Origin of the sequence: Paenibacillus sp. FSL K6-2862, assembly GCF_038005125.1 — a bacterium.
Classification (GTDB): domain Bacteria; phylum Bacillota; class Bacilli; order Paenibacillales; family Paenibacillaceae; genus Paenibacillus; species Paenibacillus illinoisensis_A.
Window position 1 is genome coordinate 5,748,897 of record NZ_JBBOSN010000001.1, and the last position, 21,373, is coordinate 5,770,269.

The following is a 21,373-nucleotide window of genomic DNA, read 5'->3' on the forward strand; positions in this document are numbered from 1 at the left end:
GCAATCCACGCAAACGTACCCGCTGGAACTTCAAACGCACATGGCCGCTGCACCTGATGCTGCTGCCTGCTGTACTGCTCACATTGCTGTTCGCCTATGTACCCATGGGCGGCATTATTATTGCTTTTCAGGATTTCAAACCGTGGCTTGGATTCACGGGCTCCAAATGGGTGGGATGGGATAACTTCCGGTTCATGTTCGAGTATCCCGACAGTGTACAGGTGATCTGGAACACCGTGCTGATTGCTTCCATGAAAATTGTGGCCGGCCTGGTGGCCCCGGTGGTATTCGCCATTTTGCTGAATGAGGTGCGAAACTCCACGTTCAAACGGTTCTCACAGACACTCGTGTACCTGCCCCACTTCCTGTCCTGGGTTGTACTAGGCGGCATTCTGCTCGACATGCTGTCCCCAGAGGGTGGGCTGGTGAATCAGGTGTTGGCAGCTGCAGGGATTGAACCGATTTTCTTTCTCGGAGATGGTGACTGGTTTCGGGTAACGGTTGTCATCAGTGATGTATGGAAGGAATTCGGATTTGGCACGATCGTATTTCTGGCTGCGCTGGCGGGGATTAATCCGGCTCTCTATGAAGCTTCCGAGGTGGATGGAGCAACACGGCTCAAGCAGACGCTGCACATTACGCTGCCTGCCCTGGTGCCGATGATTATTGTGGTGGGAACGCTGTCCCTTGGCAATATTCTGAATGCAGGATTTGACCAGATTTTCAATCTGTATAACCCGCTCGTGTATGAGAAAGGCGATATTATCGACACGTTTGTGTACCGGATGGGGATCCTGAATGGCAAAATGAGCTTCGCAACAGCGGTAGGACTATTCAAGTCCTTCGTCGCGATGTTCCTGGTCATTACTGCCTACCGGATGGCTTACAAAATCGCCAATTACCGCATTTTCTAAGGGGTTTAGCCTACTGCATTAAGGGGGAATCAAAGTGTATCACAAAACGACCGGGTACCGGATATTCAATGGCTTCAACCTGTTCTTCATTGCGGCCGTTTCACTGCTGTGTGTGCTGCCGCTCGTTCATATTCTGGCGGTTTCTTTCAGCGGCAAGGCGGCAGCCTCCGCCAATCTGGTCACACTCTGGCCGATTGATTTTACCGTAGACGCCTATACCAAAACGTTTGGTAACAGCAACTTTCTCAGTGCACTCTGGATCTCGGTTCAGCGTACCGTTCTTGGCACACTGCTCAGTATGGTACTGGTCATTCTAACGGCATATCCATTATCCAAAGAAAGTCTTCATTTCAAGGGACGCTCTATGTATGCTTGGTTTTTCATCTTCACGATGCTGTTCAGCGGCGGGCTGATCCCGTCTTACATTTTGATTCAAAAGCTGGGGCTAATCAACACGCTGTGGGCACTGATTTTGCCAGGAGCGGTTGCGGTCTGGAATCTGATACTGATGATGAACTTCTTCCGTAATGTTCCGAAAGAGCTGGAAGAGGCGGCTTTTATTGATGGAGCTAACCATATTACAACCTTGTTCCGGATCTATCTGCCAGTGTCCATGCCCGCGATTGCGACGATCTCGCTATTCACCATGGTAGGCCAATGGAACTCCTGGTTTGACGGGCTCATCTATATGAATGATGCTTCCAAATATCCGCTGGCTACGTTGATGCAGACCATTATCGTACAGCAGGACTTCTCCAACATGAATGTGGATGCCACGCAGCTTCAGAACATGTCTCAACGTACGGTCAATGCTGCTCAGATTTTCATTGGCGCGCTGCCGATCCTGCTCGTGTATCCGTTCCTGCAGCGTTTCTTCGTCAAGGGGATTGTGCTTGGGGCGGTAAAAGAATAGAACGAACGCGAATTATTGTCGCATCATCTCATCCCGGGGCTTTTGTCTCGGGGTGTTTTTCCGTTTAGACGAATGGCTTTGTTATATTCATTAATTAACTCATCCAGAATCATCGATTGACGAATGACCTCCGGATGCATTAATTCCGTATGTGAATTTGCGATCTGGTAGAGTCTTTGCCGTGCCTTTTCGATACATTCCTGAATGGTTTCCGGATTATGCACCATACTCCCGCCCCCTGTTGTCCTTCAATATCCATCACCCAAAAAAGACCATCTATTATAATATTCGGAACATGGAGGGCTGCGGATTACCCCAAAATTAAAATTTGTATATTTTTTCTTGTACAGGCTGAAATAAGTAGGTGTATTAAAGGAGCTTCCACCAAGTAGGAATAAAAAAATGCCCCCTCTTCAGCTTGAAGAAAGGACAAGTTTTAGGCCTGATGGGTGGACGCCTGAGCAGCGGCCTGTAACAAAGGCTGCATAAGGCCAGGGAATCGTGTTTCCAGATCCTCCAGCCTAAGTGTAAGAAAATGCTGGGTACCTTGCACCCTCACCCGAATGACGCCAGCTTCCCGCAGCGTGCGAATATGATGGGACATCGTGGATTTCACAACAGGTGCATTAAAATGACTGCAGGGCTGCTCTCCACTCTTGGCTGCTTCCGCAACAATGCCAAGGCGGGTGGGATCGCTTAACGCGTACAACACGGAAGAAAGTTCAATATCCTCCAATTGAGGATGATGTAAAATTTTCATGATGTAGTCTCCTTTTTTCAGACTATCCATTGTATTTTAGCATAATTCCATGATATATTTCTAAAGTTCGATACCAATCGAACTTTAATTTCTAATTTCGTCAATGGTTCCCTTGCTGTCAGGCATGGGATTCACTGTATATCTCATTTTGCAAATGTTACATACCGTTTCTGAAATGTTGCGAAATTACACATTAGATCAAGGAGGTTTTCATGAATAACACCGCTACCGCATCATCCGGGGAAAGAACGACCGGACTACAGGAAGGGTTAATTGTAAGTTTGCTTGGTTTCACGGTAGTTCTCGTCGTCATGAATACGATGATGTTCAACCTGGCCCTGCCCAAAATTGCAGCCGAATTCCAGCTCTCATCCGTTGCTTCCTCGTGGATTGTAACAGGTTATTCCATCGTTTTTGCCATATCGTCGATTACCTTTTCACGCCTGTCGGACTTTGTACCGATTCGGACGCTGTTTACAACCGGTCTCACTTTACTTGGTGCAGCATCGGTTCTGGGATTCTTCAGCAATCACTTCATTATCCTGCTCTGTGCACGTCTGATTCAGGCAGCAGGGGCCGCATCCGTGCCGGGACTGGCCATCGTGCTCATCACGCGTTACGTTCCAAGTGACCGCCGGGGTAAATCCATGGCCGTGATTATGTCTGCGAGTTCCCTCGGTCTTGGACTTGGTCCTGTCATCGGCGGCAGCATTACTCAATTTCTAGGATGGCACGATCTCTTTATCGTTACCGGATTAACGTTATTCCTGATCCCTGTGTTCTTCAAACTGCTTCCGAGTGAAATGCCGCAAAAGGGTTCGTTCGACTTGCTGGGTGCGTTGCTTCTGGCGATCGGAACCACAGGGGTACTTCTGTTCCTCACTTCACGTGAGTGGGTAACTCTTGTCGTTGGTGTCGTAGCACTACTATTGTTCTGGCTACGAATCCGACGTGCGGCCGATCCATTTGTTCAGCCAGCCCTGTTCAAAAACAAAAAATATATGATGCTCAGCTCGCTCGGGATCGTTTCCTACATCAACAACTTCTCGACTCTGTTCCTGCTGCCACAAATTCTGGCCCATCTGTACGCCTTGACACCAGCCCAATCCGGACTGGTTATCTTCCCGGGTGCAGTTGTCTCCATGCTGCTGTCCAACCGGATTGGCCGAATGATTGACAGACATGGCAATACACAGCTGCTTAGGTTTGCACCATGGCTGCTGCTCGCTGCCGCGGGATTGTTCGCTCTGTTTGCAGATAACAGCATCTATGCAATAATGATCATTTATATCCTGTTGAGTGTAGGTTTCTCCGCTCTCACAACGAGCGTTTCCAACGAACTGTCCAATAACCTGACCATGGATCAGGTGGGTGCAGGCATGGGCCTGTTCCAACTTAGCCAGTTCTTCAGCGGTGCATTCAGTGTCGCCGTAACCGGCGTAGCTCTGACTGCGATGCAGCAGCTGTCCTTGTCGTCAGCCTACACGAATATTTTCTGGGGCATGACCGTGGTTGCTCTGGCATCCGTGATGTTCTCTTGGGTATACCTGTCCATGCAGTCCCGCAAAAAGGCTTCTTCCGCTTCGTCCTAATCCAAGCTCTTAAGGAGTGACAGACCAGGTTAGGTTAGGCTAGGCTAGGCTTCTCAATATAAAATAAGCCCCAATGACATGGACCATGTTCTTGGGGCTTTTGCTATTCTGATTTACTTTATATCTCTCATGATTATTATTCAAACATATCCAAACGTAGACGCTTCAGGCTTGTATGCTTGATATACCATTGACCGTCGATCTGAACAAACGTCTCATGGTAGTGTCCAAATCCGTGGAAGGATTTGTTCTCATTGCCTTCGGGGAATGTCACCCAATCCTCCATCGGAGAAATAACCTTGGCTTCGTTCGCGGATACAAATTCAACCTCGGCGCTGTGTACGTGATGCACGGTTACAGCAACATCCACCAGGTCACGGAATACCTGCACGATGGTATCTCGGCCCGTTAATACCGGAATGGGGTTACCTTCCGTACTGAAATCAGCTACTGCATCCGGAGCAAACACATCGCCCAGTGCGTCCCACTGCTTCGTATCAATAAAGCGGCAATAGCGTGCCTTCGTGTTACGGATATTTTCGAGTGCAAGCAATTGTTCCAGTCCTGTGATGGTTGATTGGCTCATCTGTTGTCCCTCCAGAGATGTAATAGGTTTAAAAAATATGTATCTATTAATCTTCCTTATTGTACCATTGCGCTTGTATTAGGCACAACGGCATATTGTATGCTTGGCTACCACCACGAAAAAAGTCCGAAAGTTAGGCATGCTGCTTCATGCCGCTCTCGGACTTTTGGACTTATTTGTATCTATATACAAAAGTAAAGTGGGAAGCCGCACTCAGCTAGAAGCTGATTCGCTCTTCACCCAAACGTTATCTCTGATATGCCTTCATTTGGGCAGCCAGCTCGGACATTTTCTTATTGCTTAGATAGTTCTCCATCTGTTCCTCGGCATGAATCATGACCTGCTGAATCAAACAGCCCTCGTTATGGTTCTGAGAGCATTCGAACAGGGAAGCCTGCCCTTCAATGGCGTGAATAATCTCCAGAAATGAAGGGTCCGGATTTTTGCGACTCAGACGATAGCCACCGTTGGCTCCGGAAGTGGATTCAATCATGCCCGCCTTAACCAGCTTGGTCAATATTTTGGACAGATAGGTTGGGGATACTTTCTGCAAATCAGCCAGTTGATGAACACTAACCAGCTGCTCCGGTTCTGTAATCACAAGGTGAAGCATGGTATGCAAGGCATAGTTGGTTGCTTTTGAATATTTCATGAGGGCACCTCATTGTATACGGATTTAATTTATCCATAATAGACTTGATTGAGCTCGCTGTCAAACCCCAGGAGATCTGAGATTTCGCGGTTAATTGGAACCTCTATATATAGTAGTTATTAATTGTGATAAAGTCCTCGGTACTCCGTAGGTGTCATGCCTTCGTGCGCCATGAACTGGCGGTTGAAATAACTGGCGTTCGGGTATCCCGCCTCCTCGGCAATCTGTCCAATGTTGGCCGTTGGACGTTCGAGCAGCCACTGCTTCGCCATCTGCAGCCGGGAACGGGTTACGAATTCCATCGGCGTCATCTCGACGGCACTCTTGAACAATTTGCAAAAGTAATACGAACTGACACCCGCCAGATCCGCCCAATCCTGAAGCAAAAAGGGCTGACATGCCTCCTGCTGCATCTGCGGGAGCAATCCGAGAATGCGGTTCTCCGCTTGGCTGGTACGTGTGTTTTTCAGAGGTACCGCATGCTGGACAAACTCGGCCAGTACAGCATACGTCAACGTGGACAGCTGAGCCGGACGCAGCATCCGGTTCTGTTCAGCCTCGTGCAGCAAGGCCAGATGAGCCTCTTCCCAAGGGGCTTGCTGCCGCAGCGTCCACAACAGATTGCGATGCAGCCCCCGTTCAATCATGTAGTCATGGAGACGTTCACCGTAAAAATGAACCCAGCGCACATCCCACGGATCATCCTCACTGCTGTAATAATGCTGACGCTGCTGCGGGAAATAGAGTACCGCTTGACCCGCCCGAAGTTCATGGATAATCCCGTCCACTTCCACATACCCCTTACCTGAAGCTACGTAGTGAATATTGAAGTTATTAAGTGCACCAGCCTCCCGCAATACGGAATGCTCGGGGTGATCCACATAATGACCAACGGACTCGGGATAACAAAAATATGGAATATCCTGAAGGGTTAGCAATACAGTCTGTCTCATCATGAATATTTCTCCTTGGCAAGCAATATTGTGTTAATAGATCTCAATATATTATCATTTTCATTCATCGATCTATTCCTTATAATCACAATATACATTCATCCACAGGAGGAAACAACTCATGAATTCAGATCGTAAATTACGCTGGGGCATTCTTGGTAGCGCTAGCATTGCCAAAGGTTCTGTCATTCCTGGTTTGCAGCAATCGGAGTTGAATGAAGTGGCGGCGATCGCGAGTCGGGACGAGGAAAAGGCGAAACAAACCGCTGAACAGCTCGGAATCCCCCAGGCTTACGGCAGTTATGAAGCACTGCTCGAGGATGACTCCATTGACGCTGTATATATTCCCCTTCCCAACCATCTCCACCGGGAGTGGGCAATCCGTGCGGCAGAAGCGGGCAAACATATCCTGTGCGAGAAACCACTCGCATTAACCGAGCAGGAGGCCCGCGAAATGGCGCAAGCCTGTGATGATGCCGGAGTACTGCTCGCCGAAGCGTTTATGTATCGGCATCATCCCCGTTACGACCAGATCAGAGACGTCATTGCCAGCGGTGAAATTGGAGAAATTCGCGGTATTCACAGTACATTTTCGTTCAACAATTCCGGTTCCGCAGGCAATGTCCGGTTCAAACGTGAATGGGGCGGCGGTGCTCTCTATGATATTGGCTGTTATTCCATTAGTGCAGCACGACTGCTGCTCGGCCAGGAACCATCAGCGGTAACGGTCATCGGCATGTTCTCCCCTGAGCACGACCATGTCGACATGATGGCCTCGGGATTACTTGAATTCAATGATCACGTTGGCGTCACGTTTGACAGCAGCATGTGGGCAGCATTCCGCAATACGCTGGAGGTGCTTGGATCGGAAGGCATCATTGAGGTTCCGTCCGCATTTATCAGCAAACCGGACCGCAGCTCGAACTTCTACGTTACGGCGGGCGGTGAACGCAGGGAAATTGAGGTCCCTCAGGTCAACCATTACTCCTTGCAGGGGGATGATATGGCACGTGCCGTACTTCAAGGTAAAGATTTGCGTTTTGCTTCATCAGATGCGGTGGCCAATATGAAAGTACTTGAAGCTTGTCTTCGTTCTGCAGAGGAACGTACACGAATTACACTATAAACGAGGATGGTGTGTACAATGGAATTCATTACGATTAATGGTGCAGGAAAACCGATCTCCCGGTTGATCAAAGGTACGGATTATTTTGTGCATGATGCTTATGAAAAAGCGGCCACGAATATGGATGCCTTTCTGGCGATTGGCGGAAACACCGTGGATACGGCTCATATCTATTGCGGCGGACAGAGTGAAGAAGTGCTCGGACGCTATATGCAAGAACGCGGTAATCGCGATCAGGTTGTCATTCTGACGAAAGGTGCCCACCATGATATGAACGGCCCCCGTGTCAATGCCGATGCCATTCGCAGCGATCTGCTTACCAGCCTGGAACGTCTGCAGACGGATCATGTCGAATTGTATGCATTACACCGGGACGATCCGAATATTCCTGTGGGTGCCATTCTTGAAGCACTGAATGAGCACATTGAGTCTGGTAAAATTGGTGCGATCGGTGCCTCCAACTGGACTTGGCAGCGTTTGGAGGAAGCCAATACGTATGCGGCTGCACATGATCTGAAGGGCTTCACATTCAGCAGCCCGAACCTCAGCCTGGCCAAGGCGAACGAGCCGTTCTGGGCTGGCTGTGTATCGGCAGATGCAGAGACACTGGCATGGCATGAACGGACACAGCTTCCGCTGCTGTCCTGGTCCTCGCAGGCACGCGGCTTCTTCACCGGTCGTTTCACACCTAAGGTACGTGACAATGCCGATCTGGTTCGTGTCTTCTACAGTGACGGCAACTGGGAAAGACTGCGCCGTGCCGGGGAATTGGCCGAAACGAAGAATACAACGGCCATTCAGATTGCATTAGCTTATGTATTGAACCAGTCCTTCCCGACCTGTGCACTGATCGGAGCACAGAATCGTGATGAGCTGTTATCCTGTGACGAAGGCTCACGCCTGACTCTGACTGTTGACGAGATTGCCTGGCTTGATCTTGCGAGCGACGTCAAACCAGTTGTGTAACTGCAAGAACTGATCCAAAGCAGAAACGCTTCAAACGCAGTATGGTTTAAGAGACGGCCCTCCCCACTTTCGATGCGGGAGGCCGTCTCTTTTCCATACTAAAGTAAATAAAAAGAGGGCACCAACCAGAGAAACGCTGGAGGTACCCTCATATGAACATATATAACGACTTTGAACGGGTCCGTCTTACAGTTTAACGATCTGACCTGTCTTCTCGGATTCGAAGGCTGCCAGAATGACCTGCAGGGAACGAAGACCTTCTTCACCGGAGATGCTTGGAGGCGTTTGAGTCACAATGGATTCCACAAATGCGTCGATAACGCCGCTTGGTACCTGCTTCTCATTCGTTGCCATCGCACCAACTTTGTACGTTTCAACCGTACCGTTCGTCAGCTCGACGATTACTTCGTCGCCTTCGACCGTACCGATTTTCATGACGCCATTCTCGCACCACAGAACCGTACTGTTATCTCCTGCTCTGTATTGAGTCCAGCTGGCAACGAGTGTACCAATGGCACCGCTCTTCATGCGAAGCAAGCATGTCGCATTGTCATCCACTTGCGTGCCTTCTTTGTGCAGGGTGCTGATGAACCCAGCCACTTCGGACACTTCATCGTTCAGCAAATAGCGAATGAAGTCAGACTTGTGCACGCCGAGGTCACCCATGGCGCCCATAATTGCTTCTTCCTTACGGAAGAACCAGCTCTCTGCTCCGTCCACACTCCATGCTTCCGGTCCTGGATGACCAAAGGAAGTACGGAAGTTGAGCACTTTACCCAGTTTGCCGGAATCCAGGATTTCTTTTGCTTTGACGTGTGGAGGCATCAGGCGTTGGTTGTGTCCAACCATCAGATACACACCGTTTTTCTTGGCAGCTTCAATCATTTGCTCGCCTTCTTCGGTGGTAACAGCCATCGGCTTCTCAACCAGCACGTGCTTGCCTGCATTCGCAGCAGCAATGGCCATGGAAGCATGCAGATAGTTAGGTGTGCATACGCTAACAGCATCAACGGTTTCGTTTGCAAGCAGCTCTTCGTAGCTGGAGTATGCTTTGCCGCCGTATGTTTCGGCCATTTTCTCTGCACGCTCCACAACTGGATCAGCAAAAGCGACAAGCTCTACGTTTTCGTTAGCAGCGTATTCTGGAATATGTCTGCGTTCAGCAATGGCTCCACAGCCGAATACAGCAACTTTAATTTTACTCATGGATTAATGTCCCCTTTGACAAGTAGATTCAGCATTTGCTTCATTTAATGATTCGAATTGCTAGATTAAAATTGGTTCAGGTAGTTCTGTTTGAGCCAGTTATAACTGTTGGCTACGCTTTCAAGTGGAGGATTCTGACATACATCCTGTTCCACGATCAGCCATTCCACGCCTGCGCTCGTTGATGCTTCAATAACTGCTGGCAGGTCAACCGAACCTTGTCCCAGTTCCAATGTTTTCATCTGACCCTGTTCGTCTTTGCTGAAGTCCTTCAGATGGAGAAGCGGCAGACGGCCTGCATATTGATTAATATACTCGATCGGATTTTGTCCCGCAAATTGGACCCAACATACGTCCATTTCCACTTGTACAGCCTCAGGCGTCGTTTCTGCGAACATGGCATCAAAGGCATTTTTGTCGCCAACTTGGCCATGGAATTCGAAGTCGTGGTTGTGATAACCAAAGATCAAACCTTGTTTCGCTGCTTCCGCACCATATTGCTGCAGTTCAGCGAACAACTTGGTCCAGCCTTCAGCATTGTCAGGACGATCTTCAGGCATGAGGTAAGGACAGATCATATATTGAGCCCCAATGGTTTTGAGGTAATCAATTTGTTTTTGCAAATCTTCGCGCATCGCGTGCAGGGAAACGTGGCTGCTGAATCCTTTGAGGCCCAGCTCATCTAGCAATGCTTTCATCTCTTCGGCAGGAATGTCACCATAACCAGCGAATTCCACACCTTCATAACCAAGCTCTGCTACCTTGCGCAATGTGCCACGGAAATCTGCTGCAGTTTCATCACGGAGGGTGAACAATTGCAAACCAATATTAAGTTTTTTCATGAATGATACACCTCTGCTCTCAAATTTGCTTTCATTGCTCTATCTGGTATCATCCTACCGCAAAACAGGCTAGAATGAACATATACAATATCGTCAGAACATGAACTATTTGACTGATTTTTTATTCCAGTATTTTGCATCACGATGATTTCACCTATAAAAGTGCATGCAGGATACCTATATTGGAGGATTGCATCTTTGGAACCGTTGAAGACTTCAGTATTGATCTGTGACTACTCTTATCACTACAAGGCATTTAACCACAACATGAAGGGCGAGCTTCAGACCTACCTGTTCCGTCTGCAAACCGAAGGCTCTTGCAAGGTATATGTGCAGGATGAAGAATTTACGATGACGAGCGGGGATTTGCTGCTGTTGAAACCAGGAGATGACTATCATCTCGTGGTCGCAGAACCGCATAAGGAAGGCCGATTGTCCAGCGGCGACTATTATTTGTTCTGTGAAGGTTCCTGGATTGATCAGTGGTGGAAGCGAATTCAGCGCCCTACCGTAAATCGGATTGGACTGGATGACAAACTGGTCAGCCTGTGGCGCAATATTTTGCTGGAGCAGCGCCGGGGACCTCTTGAAGAAAATGAGGAGTTAAAAGACGCGTTATTACGCGGACTCTGTCTGTACATCGACCGTGCGATTAGCGAAAGTCTCCAGACGGATCGAAGCGTGTCCTCCACCCTGAAGCTAAAACGATTCATTGAGGAACATGCTACCGTTACGTTCAAACTTGAGGAAGCTGCCCGTTACGCTGGTCTTAGTCTGTCACGCGCCGTACGGCTGTTCAAGGAACACTACGGCAAAACCATGATCCAGTACGCCATTGAAATTCGTTTGAATGTCGCACTGGAACGCATGAAGTACAGTGAAATGACACTGGAGCATATCGCCGAGACTTGTGGATTCGCCAGCTATTCCTATTTCCACCGGGTGTTCCGCGCTCACTTCGGCATGTCCCCTCTGGAATATCTGAAATCCCAGTCCCACCCGTCTTTTGATATGGAGCATGTGTAACATCACATGAAATCCCCAACCCATGACGACCTATACACAGGTCACGTTCATGGGTTCTTTGAACTTTTTACTGCTCCAAATTTATTCATGACTCCTCCCGCATAACCCTGTATAGTTAAAATCATAGTCATTTACAGATTCAACCATCATTAACGAAATTTCCATTACCCTTTATTGGAGCGATACCTATGCCTCATTCACGTAGAATACTCATTATTGAAGACGAGCAGGACATTTCACGCATTGTAAGAGACTATCTGAATAAAAACCAATATGACGCGGCAGTCGCAGCCACTGGACAAGATGGATTGCAACTGATGGACATGCTAAAGCCGGACTATATTATCCTGGATATCATGCTTCCGGATATGGATGGTATTGAGGTATGCCGTGAAATAAGACGAAGAAACAATATTCCGATTCTCATTCTAAGTGCAAGAGGAAGTGATACCGACAAGGTGCTTGGTTTGGGCTTTGGGGCAGATGATTATATGACCAAACCCTTCTCCCTGAGTGAGCTGCTTGCGCGAATCAATGCCCATTTCAGGCGGTATGACAGTCTTGCATCCGAGCGTGAGGAGGAACATCTTCTTCGTCTCTCCAACCTGGTAATCGACAAGAAAGCGTACAAGGTTACGGTAAGCGGAGATGAAGTTTCACTTTCTGCGAAGGAATTCGAACTGCTGTACTACCTGGCGAGCCACAAAAATCAGGTGTTCTCCAAGTCACAATTGCTGGACGCAGTTTGGGGATATGATGCATACGGGGATGAAAATACGGTCACTGTATATATCCGAAGATTGAGAGAGAAAATTGAAGCCACCCCCTCCGAGCCCGTTGTTCTGAAGACAGTCTGGGGCGTCGGCTACAAATTCAACCACTAAGATAGATGGGAGACCACAATCTCGATGTCGTTACTCCAATGGTCCAAACGCTGGCTGATCACCGTACTCATTCTGCTTCATTTTCTCCTTGGATGCAGCCTGACTCTTGCCGTGGATCGGTTAGGTCATCATACAGAGGAGTCCAACTTGTCCATTCATCTGGTCCGGCTCATCATCAATCCGGTGATGCTTGCTTTGGAGCAGAATCTTCATCAACTCACCAGCCCGGAGGTTCAGGAAAACGTTCGTGCCCTCGCTGAAGAGCAAGGCATCCAGTTATCCTATGTCGGCCTGGACGGCACGATCCTATTCTCTTCAGATCCCTCCTCTCAAGGAGAACATATCCATCTGGCATCCGCCTTGCATTATGACCTGGACCATGCAGGGCATGCCAACCATGGAGAGGACGTGGTGAACATGGCTTTCCCTGTCCTCCATGCTGCGGATGGAATTCAGATCGGAAATGCCATCTTTACCATCCCTAAAGCCATGGTTACTGTCCAACCTTCATCCATCCTGCCTTATCTGGTTGCGGGCATATCCATCATAATCATACTTATTCTCTGCATTCTTTTGTTAACCATGCATCGCAAAATACATAAACGCTTACTGTCACCGGTACATATTCTTCAGCATCATGCTGAATCTATTCTCAAGGGACAGTACGATAAGCCCATTCATTATAAACATGCAGACGAAGTAGGCGAATTATATGCCATGTTCGATCTGATGCGCACTGAAATTAAATATTTGAGTGAACAACGCACGAAGCAAGAACAGGCCCAAAAGGAACTCATCACCAATATTTCGCATGATATCAAAACACCCATTACTACGGTTAAAGCTTATATTGAGGCCATTATGGAAGGCATGTGCGAAGATGAGGAAACCCTGATGGAGTATATGCGAATCATGCAGAACCACACGGACAAAACAGTCCAATTGGTTGAAGATCTGCTACTTCATGCGCTGCAGGAACTGGGTCAGATATCCGTAGAGCCGCGTGAAGTTTATAGTGGTCCCTCTTTCGAAGCCATGCTTGGCTCATTTGGACATGCTGTGCGCATGAAAGGTCTAACGTATGAAACGCCCGAATCCGTTCCGAATGTGTTAATCCGCATCGACACCACAAGGATCGAGCAAGTGCTGGCCAATCTCATATCCAATGCACTGAAGAACACCCATCGCGGGGATGCCATCCGTGTTCATACAGAGCTGGAAGCCAATCAGTTCATTGTGACCATCACAGACACAGGTCAGGGAATTCGGGCACAGGATATGCCTTTTGTATTTGAACGTTATTTCCGGGGGCAGGCGTCTCCTGTATCCAGACACGTGCAAGAGGGTACAGGCCTGGGCTTATCCATCTGCAAAAATATCGTTGAAGCACATGGGGGACATATATTCTTTTCAAGCAAAGAAGGGCAAGGAACCAGCTTTCAATTTAGCCTGCCGGTCTGCTGACTCGTTCCAATCCATTCAGGCTGGCATCCAGCCTGTAAGACTTTATTCATAATTTGATAAGACTTCCTCAACATCCCCCCTCTAAAATAAAACGTATACCGCTTTGGGGAGTGATTTTCTTGAGCAAAACAACGATTATTCGTGCGCATAACCTATGCAAAACATACAGCGCAGGCCCGGAACAATACCATGCTATACGCAATATTGATCTGGATATATATCAAGGGGACTTTACCGTGATTATGGGTAACTCGGGTTCGGGTAAATCCACCCTGCTCTATCTGCTGAGTGGTCTGGACCATGTAACTGCGGGTGAAGTCTATTTTCAGGAACAACGCATCGATAATTACAGCGAGCGGGAAATGTCTGATTTTCGCACTCGCCGGATTGGTTATATCTATCAAAGTATTAATCTCGTACCGGATCTCTCTATTCGAGAGAATATTGCACTTCCGGGTTACATCGCCGGGACCAAAAAGAATGAAATTCAGCTGCGGGCAGCCCAATTGATGAAATCCTTGGATATTGACAGTCTGAGCAGCCGTCTTCCCTCCCAGACTTCAGGAGGCCAGCAGCAGCGAGCCGCCATTGCGCGGGCTTTGATCAATACTCCTGACGTCCTTTTCGCTGATGAACCGACTGGAAGTCTGAATGTGGAGCATGGTAAGGCTGTTCTTGACATCCTGACAGACATTCATCAAAAAGGGCAGTCCGTTGTCATGGTCACGCACGATATCAAGGCTGCCTGCCGTGCCGATCGTCTGATCTTAATCCGGGACGGCAAGGTGGGTGGCATTCTTGAATTCGAACCCTATAACGAGCATCAGGTTCATGACCGTGAGGACATGATATTTGCCTTTGTATCGGGGAAGGAATAACGATGGCTGTCATGTTGAAACTTAGCCTCTCCTATCTGGGCAGAAGCAAAATACAAAACTCGTTTATCGCTCTGCTCATTCTTCTGTCCACGCTGCTGTTGTCTACAGCTGTCATGATTCTGGCCAACACAGGTAATCAGTTTAGAGAGATGCATGGCCGCACCAATGGATCTCATCAGATTTTGACTTTTGATAAGGGCCTGAATGATCCAAAGGCTGTTCACTCTTGGTGGGCTTCCCAGGAGGGCGTTGAAGTGTCTGAATTGCTAACGTACCGAACGTTATCGGGCATCTCGTTTCACGGCACGGATATCCCTAATATTTACCTTTACATGATGAATACCCCGTCAACTCCGCGGGTTGTGGATGAGCTTATTTTTTCTAGTGGAACACCAGAAGCGGTTCCCGAGCCAGGTTCGGTCTGGATCCCCACTTCCATGGCCAATGCGTACGGTATCTCGGCCGGAGATACTATTGGCTTCAAAACGGGGAGCACTACCATCGAAATGAACGTATCCGGCAGTGTAGTTGATGTCCCCTATGGGGCCCCCTTCACCAATACAGCACGAGTCTGGATGAACCCTTTCGATTATTCGCAGCATGTTCAGTCCCTTCCGGGAAACGATAATTATATGATGGGCATCCATTTCCACGATTATAGTGCCAATTCAAGCTACTGGGAACGGTACTCGCTCGAGGCAGGCAGTCCGTTTCTGGAAACCAAGATGGAGTTCGAGAGCATCTCTTCTTTCTATCTGATCATTAATCAAATCATCGGATTCATCATGATTTTCCTAGGGGTTGTCATGCTTGCCATCGCTCTGATTACGATCGGATTTACGATTTCGGATGCCATCCTGGCCAACTATAAAACGATCGGCATACTGAAATCAATCGGTCTGACCTCGGCGAAAACCATCGGCACGTATGTCATGCAGTATTCCATGCTTTCCGGTATAGCCATCCTTCCAGGACTTGGGCTTAGTATATGGATATCCAAATTCATCATCAATATCTCCGTGTCTTCTCTTCGCGTGGGAAATCGTGACATCTCGGTCGAGGGGATAGGCTCAGCCTTGCTTGTGGGCATATTCCTGTTCGCCATGATCTTTTTGTTCGTTGTGATGTATGCCAAAAAAGCACGGAATATTCACCCGGTGCAGGCCATCCGTTATGGAATGTCGGAGCTGGACAATAGCCGGATGGCACGGAGAATGAATTCCCCGCTAACCAGTCTCTTCGGGTTCGCTCGCCTTCCAGTAGCTGCAGTTATCGGAGTCCGCCATGTCACCAAAAACATCAAAAGTTCTATTCTGATGCTCTTGCTGACAACAACAGCCTCTTCCGTACTGGTTTTGGGGTATGTTCTGTTAACCAGTATCACCGGAATTGCTCAGACCGCTGCCCAGTGGGGTTATGACAATGCCAACATCGCCGCTGTCGTTGTGAATAAAAGTACTTTTCCCAAAGAGAAGTTCAATCAATGGATACAAGAGGATGCAAGAATCAAAAATGCAGGCTGGCAAGGAAACATTACTGGCATAGTTAGCCCAGCCTCTTCAGGGGATGATAAACTGCAATCTACCAGTGTAGCTCTGAGTGTACTGGAAGGAAGTTATCAGGACCTTGGATTTGAGACATTAGAGGGAAATAACCCACAGCAGGAGAATGAAATTGCCATCGGCGTCGGGGTAGCTAAGTCCTTAAGCAAAAAGCCGGGTGACTTCCTGGAACTTTATATTGAGGGAGAAAAGCGCACATTCCTCGTCACAGGAATTTATCAAGCGATTGCCAATATGTCCATCTCGGGACGAATTACGATGGAGGCCATGAATACGATTCGTTCGAATTACAGTGATTTTGATGCCATATTCATTACTTTGAATGATCCGCTGGAAGCGGAGCTTGTTGCCAGGGAAATGAGTGATCAATTTAAAGATTCCGCTTCAGTTGTAACCCAGCAGACCCTGCTCGATTCGGTCTACGCCGAAGCGGCAGACATTCTAATTTACCCCATGAGCCTGATTGGGCTGCTGTTTATCCTGGTTACATTTATTATTATTTTCAGTACCTGCCGGATTAGTATCCGCAAAGAAAGCAGAACGTATGGTATCTACAAATCACTTGGATTAACCTCGCGCCTCATTCGGCTGTCTATTGCCATGGGAATATCAATCCTATCCGCTATGGGCTCCCTGCTGGGAATCCTGGTTGGCGTGTATGTGCTGCCTATTCTTCTTGAAATGATCCTTGCTGACTATGGTATAGTACAGCTTCCTCTAATTCTGAATGGGGGTGGAATTGTTCTATCCGCTTGTATCGGCATTATTGCAGCAGCTCTCGGCTCCTGGTTCTCCTCCCGTGTAATTCAGGAAACATCCCCACGTATGCTGGTTATTGAATAACTTTACATGGGCATATGAAACAGCCTTCTCGGATCCTTCGTGGGGTCTGAGAAGGCTATATTGTTGGTCCGGGTATCACTCCGTCGAAGATCCCTGATTTTTGATTTTGATTTTGATGTCGTAGGTAATCGGTATTTCACTGAATGTCTTATCCCAGTCCGGTTTAACCTTCTTCCACACTTTCGGATATTTAATGCGCAGTTTCTCGCCAAACCCTCCAACATCCACTTTGTACTTATGCTGCATTTTATCAAGGACCTGTTTCACCTGCTGTTCAGCGACTTTCTTGAATTCGTTCTCCAATTTATGAATGTATTCTTCGTCTCCTTCTACCTCGGGAACGGTCCAATCTTCCATGAACCAACCTTCCGATTCCACCTTAACATGGAACGAGATATCATCCCCATGGACTGTAGGGATAATTTTGCCTTTGGTATGCTTGATCTCATATACAACTGTACTCCCGGTTCGTTCCTCATACGTTTTTATTACGCCTCCCCTAGGCCTTTCCTGAATCCATGACAATCCTTCGAGATCGACCTGGCTTAAGGTTCCTATATGGCGTTTTGTCTTCGAGTCAAATATGCCTGCACCCGAAAATTTATGTTCGCCTTTATATGATATGACATTTTGGAGGAGAAAGCTTCTGCCAGACTGCATGGTTGCGTCCAACTTGGCTAGTGACACAGCGGGCATGATTTTATTCGACAAGTATGAATTGTCCACAAGACCTGTCAAGTAAAATGCAGGGATTTCACTGGGATCATTGGAATGCAATGCATCAATGGCTTTCTCATCACTCACCACAACAAGACAACTTGGACGGATATCGTTATCACGCAACACAAAATCAAGCAATTGCTCCAAGCTGTATTTCCGTGCAATTTCTTGCGATACCACGATCACTTTCAAGTGATGCCCGATAAGGGGACGATCTCTTCTGAGAGCAAACTGACGGAATATTTCTAACAGAGAATCCCCCGTTAATTGTTCGTTGAAATAGGACTTGCCCGCTGACGGAGAACCTTGCTGGCTATTTGGTTTGGATGAATCCTTAGGTACAATCTGCACCGTGGCGGTTATGTTGTTTTCTTTGGGATAATGACCACCATGAGCGTTTACGTCCTTTTCAAATTCCGTTTGCTCAGGCACATCAATTCCAAGAGCCACATAGACACCCAGGTCCTCAATCTCTTTGCTGCTCCAGCAGCCTGTTTGCGTAAACACCATGCATAGCGATACCGAAAACAATATCAGCTTCTTCCAAGGCATCTTCATTTCTGCTGGCCTCCTTTCTTGCGAACAAAACTTAACAGCAACAAAAGGGCTGGAAGGATAGCAAACAAACACACAGATACGATTCCCAAAAAGTCACCTAGTACAAAAGTCTGGTTGACGTCGTTTGGAAGAAAGGCAATAAAATAGATAAGGGAAACTAATACAAACATCGCCCCCAGTATTTCCTTCCGCTTGAACAATTGGGCACTTCCTATGGAAGCACCGTATAACGTAACGGTGAATGTCGAAAAAATTTGCATAATCCAGATGACCAGCAGCAACGATTCAAATCGTTCAAATATCAATCCCTGAATCTCAAAACTTCTCATCAAATCAAGTGTAGGCCAGGTTCGGGTCTTCATGCCATTAATGGACAGGCTGCCCACCACCATAATAACCGTTACCAGATAGATTAACGTAGGGATAGCCGTTCCCCAGATCATCGCCTTATTCCCCTTTTCAGGGTTCTTCATATAAGCCATGATGACAAACATGATCTCATAGCCTGTATATGACAAAAGTGAAGGCTTCAGCCCTTTAATAACAGGCATAAACCCTTCACCGAGCACAGGTCTCAGATTGTTAATCTCAAACACTTTGCTGCTAAGCAGGATCGCTATGACAAAGATAACAATTGTAATCGGCAAAATAATCTCGAACAACCTAACGATCGCATTCAGACCTCCCGATATCAGATAGATCCCAATCCACATAAATCCCATCACAATCGCCCAAGTTGGCGTACGCTCAAGCAGATATAAATTAGTCACTTCCGCCAATACCCTGACTTCAAATGCAGATATTATGACGAAGTACAGGATAATCGCCATACTGATTAACATGGCAATCCACTTGCCTGTAATTTCCGGAACAAACTGGAACACGGTCTTTCCTGGAAATCTCCGGCACAGCTTAACCATGATGAAACCAATGAGCAGGATTATCAAACCCGAAATGATAATGGACATCCAGACATCCGGCGTATTCACTGCTTCCACCGTTGTCCGGGGCAAGGTCAGGATGCCTGCTCCCAACATGTAGTTGATGATCATAATCGCAGCCTGAGTTGTTGTTATGGGCGTGTAGGAAGGCTTCATCGGCTTCATCGGGTTTCACCTCTTCATCAGTTTCATAGCCTTGTCCTCATTTCTTGCGGTCCTGATCTTGGGGTTTCATCATGTAAGGACGTTTCTTCATCATGCTCATTGGTGCCCTGATCAGAAAGTCCTTCCAGTCTGACAATCTATAAGGAACACTTGGGCTGACATATGGAACGCCGAAGCTCTGTAAGCGTGCAAGATGACTGCAGAGTAACAGGATGAACAACACCACTCCGTACAAGCCCAGAATGGCTGCACTAAACATGCCTATGAAGCGCAGAATCCGCAGCGTTATCCCTGCGCTGTACGTCGGAATGGAGAATGACGAGATTGCCGTAACGGCAACGACAATAACAAGGAACGGACTGACGATCCCTGCCTGTACGGCGGCATCTCCGATAATGAGACCGCCGACGATCCCCATCGCTGGTCCAATCGGTTTCGGCAAACGTATGCCTGCTTCACGCAATATCTCAATCGCCGTTTCCATGATGAGCGCTTCGATAATGGAGGGAAAAGGTACCCCTTTTCGCGTCTCAATAATGGTCAATGCCAGTTTGGTCGGAATCAGACCCGGATGAAAGGAAATAAACGAGATATACAAGGCAGGTGCCAGAAGGGCAATCATGGCTGCGAGAAAACGAAGCATGCGGAGAAAAGTACCCGGAATCCATCGTTCATAGTAGTCTTCAGGGGATTGCAGCAGCATGCTGAAGGTGGTCGGCACAATCAAGGCGAAGGGGGTACCGTCCAGCAAAATCGCAACACGCCCTTCAAGCAAAGCACCGATAACCCGGTCCGGTCTTTCGGTATTTTGCACCTGTTGAAAGGGGCTTAGTTGATCATCCTCGATAAGTTGCTCTACATACCCAGATTCCAACATGGCGTCCACATCCAGCTTCTCGATTCGCTTTTGGACTTCAGCTACAATCTCGGGGTTGGCAATATCATAAATGTACGCAATAACCAGATCTTTTTTGATCCGTGTCCCTACTTCATATTTCTGTATGAACAGGCTCTGGTTACTCCCATACCGTCGCAGCACCCCTGTGTTATCACTGAGACTTTCCGTAAAACCAATGCGCGGCCCACGGAGCAGGGCTTCGGACAACGGCTCTTCAATACTGCGTGTTTTTCCTTTGGCTGATCCAATGAGGAGAGCACCAGGCATACCATCAATAATGAGAGCATTTTTCCCAGACAGCACACCCAGAGCAAGTTCCTGTAATGACTCGGTTTCCTCTACTTGACTGACAGGCAGTAAATGATTTTTCAGATATCCCTTGAGCAGATGAGCATTTTCCGGATGAATGAACGCGTCCTGTTTCAGTTCGGGTACCCCTCTTAACATAAGAGGCGTGATCAAATGGTCATCGACCAACTCCTGATCTACCAGACCATCGACATACATGACAGCCGCAGGTGTATCCGTACCATAGATGAAAAACTCCCGTATATGTACGTCAGCATTCTTGCCAAAGGTTTCTCTTGAACTGATCAGATCTGTGGTGTAATGCCCCGTCAGCTTGATGTTGGCATATGCCCCGGTTTCGATTCCCTGCGCTTGATCAGGACCATTCGATGAGGAATCACCGGAGCTTTGCTTCTGCTGTGAATCGAAGTTCGTGAATGCACCTTTTCTAATGGAAGAGCTGATCCATCGAGCTGCTTTTAATATGACGAGTGGAATAATCACAACCAAAAATGCCTGCATCCATAGCGACCATTCAGGTACAAACGATAATATTTTTGACCACATCACCCTCACCCCAACATTTCTCTATGCTGTGAACCTACATGTATTTCTGAGTATTCTTTCCCCGAAGGC

Annotated in this window: 20 protein-coding genes; 10 read left to right on the forward strand and 10 right to left on the reverse strand. The window is 47.8% G+C overall.

Annotated features, from left to right (window positions below; genetic code table 11):
• The first annotated feature begins 56 nt into the window (after positions 1 to 56).
• Entirely contained in the window at positions 57 to 914 is an 858-nt protein-coding gene (locus MHB82_RS26040; RefSeq protein ID WP_167301747.1) for an ABC transporter permease, read from the forward strand.
• Between the two features lie 34 nt (positions 915 to 948).
• On the forward strand, positions 949 to 1,827 hold the full coding sequence (locus tag MHB82_RS26045) for a carbohydrate ABC transporter permease (RefSeq protein ID WP_095292286.1): 879 nt from the start codon (positions 949 to 951) through the stop codon (positions 1,825 to 1,827).
• Positions 1,828 to 1,850: 23 nt separating this feature from the next.
• Here MHB82_RS26045 and MHB82_RS26050 read toward each other — a convergent pair whose 3' ends face one another.
• Both MHB82_RS26050 and MHB82_RS26055 read right to left on the reverse strand, forming a co-directional pair.
• Positions 1,851 to 2,054 carry an aspartyl-phosphate phosphatase Spo0E family protein gene (locus MHB82_RS26050; RefSeq protein ID WP_095292285.1) on the reverse strand — a complete coding sequence of 68 codons (204 nt, stop codon included), beginning with the start codon at positions 2,052 to 2,054 and terminating at the stop codon, positions 1,851 to 1,853.
• A gap of 209 nt (positions 2,055 to 2,263) precedes the next feature.
• Positions 2,264 to 2,587 (reverse strand): ArsR/SmtB family transcription factor, encoded by a 324-nt coding sequence (locus MHB82_RS26055; RefSeq protein WP_110821673.1) that lies wholly within the window; start codon positions 2,585 to 2,587, stop codon positions 2,264 to 2,266.
• A gap of 212 nt (positions 2,588 to 2,799) precedes the next feature.
• Here MHB82_RS26055 and MHB82_RS26060 point away from each other — a divergent pair, with 212 nt between their 5' ends.
• Entirely contained in the window at positions 2,800 to 4,179 is a 1,380-nt protein-coding gene (locus MHB82_RS26060) for an MFS transporter (protein ID WP_110821672.1), read from the forward strand.
• Positions 4,180 to 4,315: 136 nt separating this feature from the next.
• Here MHB82_RS26060 and MHB82_RS26065 read toward each other — a convergent pair whose 3' ends face one another.
• The 3 genes from MHB82_RS26065 to MHB82_RS26075 form a co-directional block, all read right to left on the reverse strand.
• Positions 4,316 to 4,765 carry a nuclear transport factor 2 family protein gene (locus tag MHB82_RS26065; protein WP_095361704.1) on the reverse strand — a complete coding sequence of 150 codons (450 nt, stop codon included), beginning with the start codon at positions 4,763 to 4,765 and terminating at the stop codon, positions 4,316 to 4,318.
• A gap of 247 nt (positions 4,766 to 5,012) precedes the next feature.
• Complete coding sequence (locus tag MHB82_RS26070) at positions 5,013 to 5,417, reverse strand: Rrf2 family transcriptional regulator (protein ID WP_095292279.1); 405 nt, start codon at positions 5,415 to 5,417, stop codon at positions 5,013 to 5,015.
• 119 nt (positions 5,418 to 5,536) lie between these two features.
• Entirely contained in the window at positions 5,537 to 6,373 is an 837-nt protein-coding gene (locus tag MHB82_RS26075) for an AraC family transcriptional regulator (protein WP_095361703.1), read from the reverse strand.
• A gap of 118 nt (positions 6,374 to 6,491) precedes the next feature.
• Here MHB82_RS26075 and MHB82_RS26080 point away from each other — a divergent pair, with 118 nt between their 5' ends.
• Together MHB82_RS26080 and MHB82_RS26085 are read left to right on the forward strand one after the other, a co-directional pair.
• The gene (locus MHB82_RS26080; protein ID WP_341176198.1) at positions 6,492 to 7,496 is read left to right on the forward strand and encodes a Gfo/Idh/MocA family protein; all 1,005 of its coding nucleotides are present in this window, start codon (positions 6,492 to 6,494) and stop codon (positions 7,494 to 7,496) included.
• Between the two features lie 18 nt (positions 7,497 to 7,514).
• On the forward strand, positions 7,515 to 8,462 hold the full coding sequence (locus tag MHB82_RS26085; protein ID WP_341176199.1) for an aldo/keto reductase: 948 nt from the start codon (positions 7,515 to 7,517) through the stop codon (positions 8,460 to 8,462).
• A gap of 186 nt (positions 8,463 to 8,648) precedes the next feature.
• Here the strand turns inward: MHB82_RS26085 and MHB82_RS26090 are convergent, their stop codons facing one another.
• Together MHB82_RS26090 and MHB82_RS26095 are read right to left on the reverse strand one after the other, a co-directional pair.
• Positions 8,649 to 9,668, reverse strand: coding sequence for a Gfo/Idh/MocA family protein (locus MHB82_RS26090; RefSeq protein WP_095361700.1), 1,020 nt, complete (start codon positions 9,666 to 9,668; stop codon positions 8,649 to 8,651).
• 65 nt (positions 9,669 to 9,733) lie between these two features.
• Positions 9,734 to 10,510 carry a sugar phosphate isomerase/epimerase family protein gene (locus MHB82_RS26095; RefSeq protein ID WP_095292272.1) on the reverse strand — a complete coding sequence of 259 codons (777 nt, stop codon included), beginning with the start codon at positions 10,508 to 10,510 and terminating at the stop codon, positions 9,734 to 9,736.
• A 207-nt stretch (positions 10,511 to 10,717) separates the two neighbouring features.
• Between MHB82_RS26095 and MHB82_RS26100 the strand changes: the two genes are divergently transcribed.
• The 5 genes from MHB82_RS26100 (at position 10,718) to MHB82_RS26120 (ending at position 17,167) form a co-directional block, all read left to right on the forward strand.
• Entirely contained in the window at positions 10,718 to 11,536 is an 819-nt protein-coding gene (locus MHB82_RS26100) for an AraC family transcriptional regulator (protein WP_095361747.1), read from the forward strand.
• Positions 11,537 to 11,724: 188 nt separating this feature from the next.
• Entirely contained in the window at positions 11,725 to 12,420 is a 696-nt protein-coding gene (locus MHB82_RS26105) for a response regulator transcription factor (protein ID WP_341176200.1), read from the forward strand.
• A 24-nt stretch (positions 12,421 to 12,444) separates the two neighbouring features.
• Positions 12,445 to 13,884: a sensor histidine kinase gene (locus MHB82_RS26110; RefSeq protein ID WP_341176201.1), complete on the forward strand. Its 1,440-nt coding sequence runs from the start codon at positions 12,445 to 12,447 to the stop codon at positions 13,882 to 13,884.
• Between the two features lie 119 nt (positions 13,885 to 14,003).
• The gene (locus tag MHB82_RS26115) at positions 14,004 to 14,762 is read left to right on the forward strand and encodes an ABC transporter ATP-binding protein (protein WP_181429899.1); all 759 of its coding nucleotides are present in this window, start codon (positions 14,004 to 14,006) and stop codon (positions 14,760 to 14,762) included.
• Between the two features lie 2 nt (positions 14,763 to 14,764).
• A complete protein-coding gene (locus tag MHB82_RS26120; RefSeq protein WP_341176202.1) occupies positions 14,765 to 17,167 on the forward strand; it encodes an ABC transporter permease in 2,403 nt (800 codons plus the stop codon).
• A 75-nt stretch (positions 17,168 to 17,242) separates the two neighbouring features.
• Here MHB82_RS26120 and MHB82_RS26125 read toward each other — a convergent pair whose 3' ends face one another.
• The 3 genes from MHB82_RS26125 to MHB82_RS26135 are packed head-to-tail and all read right to left on the reverse strand — an operon-like array spanning position 17,243 to position 21,304.
• Entirely contained in the window at positions 17,243 to 18,445 is a 1,203-nt protein-coding gene (locus tag MHB82_RS26125; RefSeq protein ID WP_341176203.1) for a Ger(x)C family spore germination protein, read from the reverse strand.
• The gene (locus tag MHB82_RS26130; protein ID WP_095361744.1) at positions 18,442 to 19,542 is read right to left on the reverse strand and encodes a GerAB/ArcD/ProY family transporter; all 1,101 of its coding nucleotides are present in this window, start codon (positions 19,540 to 19,542) and stop codon (positions 18,442 to 18,444) included. The genes MHB82_RS26125 and MHB82_RS26130 overlap by 4 nt, the downstream gene beginning before the upstream one ends.
• Positions 19,543 to 19,588: 46 nt before the next feature.
• On the reverse strand, positions 19,589 to 21,304 hold the full coding sequence (locus MHB82_RS26135) for a spore germination protein (protein WP_341176204.1): 1,716 nt from the start codon (positions 21,302 to 21,304) through the stop codon (positions 19,589 to 19,591).
• Positions 21,305 to 21,373: the final 69 nt, after the last annotated feature.

Coding starts and splice junctions, on each gene's coding strand:
- MHB82_RS26040 (WP_167301747.1), top strand. CDS start 57: ATGCTGCTGCCTGCTGTACTGCTCACATTGCTGTTCGCCTATGTACCC.
- MHB82_RS26050 (WP_095292285.1), bottom strand. CDS start 2,054: ATGGTGCATAATCCGGAAACCATTCAGGAATGTATCGAAAAGGCACGG.
- MHB82_RS26055 (WP_110821673.1), bottom strand. CDS start 2,587: ATGAAAATTTTACATCATCCTCAATTGGAGGATATTGAACTTTCTTCC.
- MHB82_RS26060 (WP_110821672.1), top strand. CDS start 2,800: ATGAATAACACCGCTACCGCATCATCCGGGGAAAGAACGACCGGACTA.
- MHB82_RS26065 (WP_095361704.1), bottom strand. CDS start 4,765: ATGAGCCAATCAACCATCACAGGACTGGAACAATTGCTTGCACTCGAA.
- MHB82_RS26070 (WP_095292279.1), bottom strand. CDS start 5,417: ATGAAATATTCAAAAGCAACCAACTATGCCTTGCATACCATGCTTCAC.
- MHB82_RS26075 (WP_095361703.1), bottom strand. CDS start 6,373: ATGATGAGACAGACTGTATTGCTAACCCTTCAGGATATTCCATATTTT.
- MHB82_RS26080 (WP_341176198.1), top strand. CDS start 6,492: ATGAATTCAGATCGTAAATTACGCTGGGGCATTCTTGGTAGCGCTAGC.
- MHB82_RS26085 (WP_341176199.1), top strand. CDS start 7,515: ATGGAATTCATTACGATTAATGGTGCAGGAAAACCGATCTCCCGGTTG.
- MHB82_RS26090 (WP_095361700.1), bottom strand. CDS start 9,668: ATGAGTAAAATTAAAGTTGCTGTATTCGGCTGTGGAGCCATTGCTGAA.
- MHB82_RS26095 (WP_095292272.1), bottom strand. CDS start 10,510: ATGAAAAAACTTAATATTGGTTTGCAATTGTTCACCCTCCGTGATGAA.
- MHB82_RS26105 (WP_341176200.1), top strand. CDS start 11,725: ATGCCTCATTCACGTAGAATACTCATTATTGAAGACGAGCAGGACATT.
- MHB82_RS26110 (WP_341176201.1), top strand. CDS start 12,445: ATGTCGTTACTCCAATGGTCCAAACGCTGGCTGATCACCGTACTCATT.
- MHB82_RS26120 (WP_341176202.1), top strand. CDS start 14,765: ATGGCTGTCATGTTGAAACTTAGCCTCTCCTATCTGGGCAGAAGCAAA.
- MHB82_RS26125 (WP_341176203.1), bottom strand. CDS start 18,445: ATGAAGATGCCTTGGAAGAAGCTGATATTGTTTTCGGTATCGCTATGC.
- MHB82_RS26130 (WP_095361744.1), bottom strand. CDS start 19,542: ATGAAGCCTTCCTACACGCCCATAACAACAACTCAGGCTGCGATTATG.
- MHB82_RS26135 (WP_341176204.1), bottom strand. CDS start 21,304: ATGTGGTCAAAAATATTATCGTTTGTACCTGAATGGTCGCTATGGATG.